The sequence below is a fragment of the Streptomyces avidinii genome (genome assembly GCF_014650695.1).
GTDB classification, from domain to species: domain Bacteria; phylum Actinomycetota; class Actinomycetes; order Streptomycetales; family Streptomycetaceae; genus Streptomyces; species Streptomyces avidinii.
In genome coordinates this window covers 1-5948 of sequence record NZ_BMVL01000039.1, presented here as the reverse complement: position 1 = coordinate 5948, position 5948 = coordinate 1, and the positions used below count along the sequence as shown (strand labels likewise).

The window sequence follows — 5948 nt, the reverse complement described above, 5'->3', positions numbered from 1 at the left end:
GGACGAGGAGATCCTGGGTGATCTTCCGGCGGGTCGTGCGCGGATGGTCGCGCTGGACTCGACGCTGATGGGTGTCCAGTTGTCGATGCTTGAGGACACCGCTCCCGAGGTGTCCGTGTCGGCGGACGGTCTGGCGTATGTGATCTACACGTCCGGCTCGACGGGTCGTCCCAAGGGCGTGGCCGTCACGCACGGCGGCCTTGCCAACTACGCCCAGTGGGCGGCTGGCTCCTATGGCGCGGGTGGTGGTGCTCCGCTGCATTCGTCGCTGGCGTTCGACCTGACGGTGACGAGTGTGGTCGTGCCGCTGATTTCGGGTGCGCCGGTGGTGGTGAGTCGTGAGGGCGGTGCCGAGGGCCTGGCCGAGCTGTTGCGCGATGGTGGTGGTTTCGGTCTGACGAAGGCCGTGCCGGCGCACCTGCCGCTGTTGTCCGAGATGCTTCCGGACGGCGAGATCAGTGGTGCTGCGTCGACGTGGGTGGTCGGTGGTGAGGCGCTGTCGGGTTCGGTGGTGCAGGCGTGGCTGGAGCGTGCTCCGGGATCTGTGGTCGTCAATGAGTACGGTCCGACGGAGACGGTCGTCGGGTGTGCGGTGTTCGAGGTCCGTGCCGGTGATGAGATCGGTGACGTGGTCCCGATCGGTCGTCCGGTCGCGAACACGCAGCTTTATGTCCTGGATGGTTTTCTGCGGCCGGTTGCTCCGGGTGTGGCGGGTGAGTTGTATATCGCGGGTGCTCAGCTGGCCCGTGGTTATGTCCGGCGTCCGGAGCTGACGGCGGAGCGGTTCGTGGCGAGCCCGTTCGAGCGTGGTGGCCGGATGTACCGCTCGGGTGACCTGGCTCGTTGGCGTGTGGATGGTCAGCTGGAGTTCCTGGGGCGTGCTGACGAGCAGGTCAAGGTGCGTGGTTTCCGGATCGAGCCGGGCGAGGTCGAGGGTGCCATCGCGTCGCATCCGCAGGTGGGTCAGGTCGCGGTGGTGGCGCGTGAGGACGTGCCGGGCGATGTCCGTCTGGTCGCCTACGTCGTTGCCGACGACCCTGACGAGGACACGGACGACCTCTCGCACTCCGTCGCCGAGGCCGTGGCCCGGCGGCTGCCGGAGTACATGGTTCCCTCGGCTGTGGTGGTGCTGGAGGCGCTGCCGTTGACCGGGAACGGGAAGCTGGACCGCAGGGCTCTGCCCGCCCCCGAAGTGGCGGGTGGCGCGGGGTCGGGCCGGGCCCCGGCGAACGAGCGCGAGCGGGTGCTGTGCCAGGCCTTCGCGGAAGTCCTCCGGGTGCCCGAAGTCGGGGTCGACGACGACTTCTTCCTGCTCGGCGGTCACTCCCTGCTCGCCGTCCGACTGGTGAGCCGGATCCGGGTCGCGCTCGACGTCGACGTGGAGATCCGCGCCGTGTTCGAGGCCCCCACACCGGCGGCCCTCGCCGCCCTGCTCCCGGACGCCGAGGGGGCCCGTACGGCACTCACGGCCATGGAGCGCCCCGAGCTGGTACCGCTCTCCTTCGCGCAGCGGCGCCTCTGGTTCATCAACCAGCTGGAAGGCCCGAGTGCGTCCTACAACATCCCGGTGGCGCTGCGGCTGACCGGCGACGTCGACCGCGGGGCCCTGAACGCCGCGCTGCGCGACGTCCTGGGGCGGCACGAGGTGCTGCGGACGGTCTTCGCGACGGTGGACGGCGAGCCGTACCAGCGGATCATCAGTCTCGACGAACTGGACTGGGAGCTGGAGGTCGTGGAGGTCGCGGCCGCCGCACTGCAGGACGCGGTGTCCGCCGCGTTCGGCCACGCCTTCGACCTGGCGGAGCAGGTTCCCTTCCGCAGCTGGCTGTTCCGCGGCGGCGAGGGCGACCACGTGCTCGTCGTGGTGATGCACCACATCGCGGGCGACGGCTGGTCGCGCGAGCCGCTGGCACGGGACCTGTCGGTCGCGTACGCCGCACGCCGCGACGGCCGGGCTCCGGAGTGGGAGCCGCTGCCGGTGCAGTACGCCGACTACTCCCTGTGGCAGCGTGAGCTCCTGGGCGACGGAGACGAGCCGGACAGTCTGATGGCGGCCCAGATCGCCTTCTGGCGTGACGCTCTCGGCGACATCCCCGAAGAGCTGGAGCTGCCGGTCGACCGTACGCGGCCCCCGACCGCTTCCTACAACGGGCTCGGCGTCCCGCTGGAGATCCCGGCGGACGTGCACGCCCGCCTCGCCGAGATGGCGCGTGCCGAGGGCGTGACCATGTTCATGGTGCTGCAGAGCGCCCTGGCCGTCCTGTTGAACCGGCTCGGCGCCGGTACGGACATTCCGATCGGCACGGCGAACGCCGGCCGTTCGGACGAGGCGCTCGACGACCTGGTCGGCTTCTTCATCAACACACTCGTACTGCGGACGGACCTGTCCGGCGACCCCACGTTCGCCGACGTCCTGGCCCGGGTGCGCGAGACCGGCCTGTCGGCCTTCGCCCACCAGGACGTGCCGTTCGAGAAGCTGGTCGAGGAGCTGGCCCCGGCCCGCTCGATGGCCCGCCACCCGCTGTTCCAGGTGTCGCTGTCGCTGGAGAACACCAGGGAGGCCGTGCTCGACCTGTCCGGGCTGGGCGCCGGTGAGCTGTCGGCCGGGGAGACCGTGTCCCGGTTCGACCTGGAAGTCAGCGTCCGGGAGGGCTTCGACGCCTCCGGCGCACCTGCGGGTCTGTACGGCGCGGTCGTCGCGGCGGCGGACCTGTTCGAGCTCGAGTCGGTGGAGCGGATCGGGGCGCGGCTCGGCCGGGTGCTGACCGCGGTGGCCGCCGACCGGCAGCTGCCGCTGAGTGCGCTGGACGTGCTGGACGGGGAGGAGCGTCACCGTCTGCTGAGCGAGTGGAACGACACGGCAGCCGAGGTCGAGCCGTCGACGCTGCCCGCGCTGTTCGCGGCGCAGGCGGTACGGACGCCGAGCGCACCCGCGCTGGTCGCCGACGGCGTGAGCCTGTCGTACGCCGAGCTGGACGCGCGGGCGAACAGGCTGGCGCGCCTGCTGGCCGGGCGCGGAGTCGGTCCGGAGTCGGTCGTCGCGGTGCTGCTGGACCGCGGGGTCGACCTGGTGGTGACGCTCCTTGCGGTCGTGAAGGCCGGCGGGGCCTACCTGCCGATCGATCCCGCCGCCCCGGCGGAGCGGATCGCCTTGATGCTGGGTGACGCGGGTGTCTCCCTCGTGGTGTCGTCGTCGGCCGTCGCGGGTGCGGTGTCCGCCGGTCTGCCCGTGATCGTCTCGGACGCGCCGTCCGTGGCCGAGGAGCTGGCGGGCCTCGCGGAGGAGCCGTTCGGTGCCGAGGTGCTGCCCTCGCACGCGGCGTACGTGATCTTCACCTCGGGCTCGACGGGACGCCCCAAGGGCGTGCTGGTGCCGCACGAGGGCGTGGTGAACCTGCTGGCGTCCGGTGGCTGGGGTGCGGGTGCGGGTTCGCGCGTGCTGCAGTTCGCGTCGGTGGGCTTCGACGCGGCGGTCTGGGAAGTGTGGGGCGCGCTGTCCTCGGGCGGGTGCCTCGTGGTGGCACCGGCCGACGAACTGCTGCCGGGTGCGGGCCTGGCCGGGGTGGTGGAACGGTTCGGCGTGACGGACGTCCTGCTGCCCCCGTCGGTGCTGGGCGTGCTGGAGGACGGCACCCTCGGCTCCGTACGCACGCTGCTTTCGGGTGGTGAGGCGCTGGGTGCCGAGCTGGTCGACCGCTGGGGCGCGGGACGCCGCCTGGTGAACGCGTACGGGCCGACGGAAGCGTCGGTGTGCGTGGCGACGGCCGGTCCGCTGTCCGCGGGTGACGAGGTGTCGGTGGGTCGTCCGAACGTGAACACGCGGGTGTTCGTGCTCGACGGCCACCTCATGCCGGTGCCCGTGGGTGTCACGGGCGAGCTGTACGTGGCCGGTGCGCAGTTGGCCCGGGGCTACGCCGGCCGTGCGGCGATGACCGCCGAGCGGTTCGTCGCGGACCCCTTCGCGGCGGACGGCACGCGGATGTACCGCACGGGTGACCGGGTGCGGTGGACGGCCGACGGCCGGCTGGTGTTCGTGGGCCGCGTGGACGAGCAGGTGAAGATCCGTGGCTTCCGGATCGAACCGGGCGAGGTCCAGACCGTCGTCGCCGCCCATCCCCGCGTCGCGCAGGCCGTAGTGGTGGTCCGGGAGGACGCGCCGGGTGACAAGCGGCTCGTCGCCTACGTCTCCGCGACCGCTGAGTACTCCGCGGAACTCCCGGAGGAGATCCGGACATACGCGGCCGGCCTGCTGCCGGAATACATGGTCCCGGCCGCGGTCGTCGTCCTGGACGCGCTGCCGCTGACGACGAGCGGGAAGCTGGACCGCAAGGCCCTGCCCGCCCCCGCGTACACCGCCGGCGCCGGCGGCGCACCGGCGTCTCCCCAGGAGGAACTGCTGTGCTCGGCATTCGCCGAGGTCCTGGGGCTGGCGACGGTCGGCGTGGACGACGACTTCTTCGCGCTGGGGGGCCACTCGCTCCTGGCGGTGCGCCTGGTGAGCCGGGTGCGGTCCGTCCTGGGCGTCGAGGTACCGCTGCGGACGCTGTTCGAGGCCCCGACGGTGGCGCGCCTGGCGGCCCGGCTGACGGGTGCGGACCGGGCGCGGGTCGCGCTGAGGGCCGCGGTGCGCCCGGAGCGGGTGCCGTTGTCGTTCGCGCAGCGCCGCCTGTGGTTCCTCAACCAGCTCGAAGGGCCCGGGGCGACCTACAACGTGCCGGTGACGCTCCGCCTTCCGGGCGTGGTGGACCGCGACGTCCTGGGCGCTGCGTTCCGTGACGTGCTCGGGCGGCACGAGGTGCTCCGCACCGTGTTCCCCGTCGTCGACGGCGAGCCGTACCAGCGGATCGTCGGCATCGACGACCTGGACTGGGAGCTGTCGGTCTCCGAGGTCGCCTCGGCCGACCTCGCGGACGCGATCGCCGCGGCGTCGGAGTACGCCTTCGACCTCTCCGCCGAACCCCCCGTCAAGGCATGGCTGTTCGAGGCGGGTCCGGATGAGCGGGCCCTGGTCGTGGTGATGCACCACGTCGCCAGTGACGGCTGGTCGGAAGGCCCGCTGGCGCGGGACCTGTCCGTCGCCTACGCGGCGCGGAGCGAGGGCCGGGCGCCCGAGTGGGACGCGCTGCCGGTCCAGTACGCCGACTACGCCCTCTGGCAGCACGAGCTGCTGGGTGACGAGCAGGACCCCGACAGTGTGATTTTCCGTCAGATCGCCTACTGGCGCGATGCATTGTCCGGTTCGCCGGAGGAGCTGGAGCTGCCGTTCGACCGGCCGCGTCCGGCCGTCGGCTCGCACCGCGGACACCGGGTCTCCCTGGAGGTTCCGGCGGTCGTGCATGCGCGGTTGGTGGAGGTGGCGCGGGTCGAGGGTGTGACCCCGTTCATGGTGCTGCAGGCGTCGCTGGCGCTGCTGCTCTCCAAGCTGGGGGCGGGGGTGGACATTCCGATCGGTTCGGCGAACGCCGGGCGGACGGACGAGGCGCTGGACGACCTGATCGGGTTCTTCATCAACACGCTGGTGGTGCGGACGGATCTGTCGGGTGATCCGACGTTCCGTGAGGTGCTGGGCCGGGTCCGGGAGCGGACGCTGTCGGCGCTGGCGCACCAGGACGTGCCGTTCGAGAAGCTGGTGGAGGAACTGTCACCGGCCCGCTCGATGGCCCGACACCCCCTCTTCCAGGTCGTCCTGACGACCCAGAACACCATCGAGGCGGTGCTCGACCTCCCCGGCCTGCGGGCCGACAGCCCGGCCGACGGCTCGGAGAACGGCGAGACCGCGGAGGCGACCGACGCCACGGAGGTGTACGAGTCGGCCGCGAAGTTCGACCTGGACGTCATCGTCGCCGAGGAGTACGACGCGGCCGGCCGGCCGGCGGGCGTATCCGGTTCCGTGACGGTGTCGGCGGATTTGTTCGATCCGGTGTGGGCCGGGCGGATCGCGTCGGCGT

General features: G+C 71.8%; 1 protein-coding gene. It reads left to right on the top strand.

The window, feature by feature from the left end; all coding sequences use genetic code 11:
• Window positions 1–43 precede the first annotated feature (43 nt).
• The coding region (locus IE257_RS37510) for a non-ribosomal peptide synthetase (RefSeq protein WP_189974582.1) at window positions 44–5948 on the top strand (5905 nt) is incomplete at its 3' end.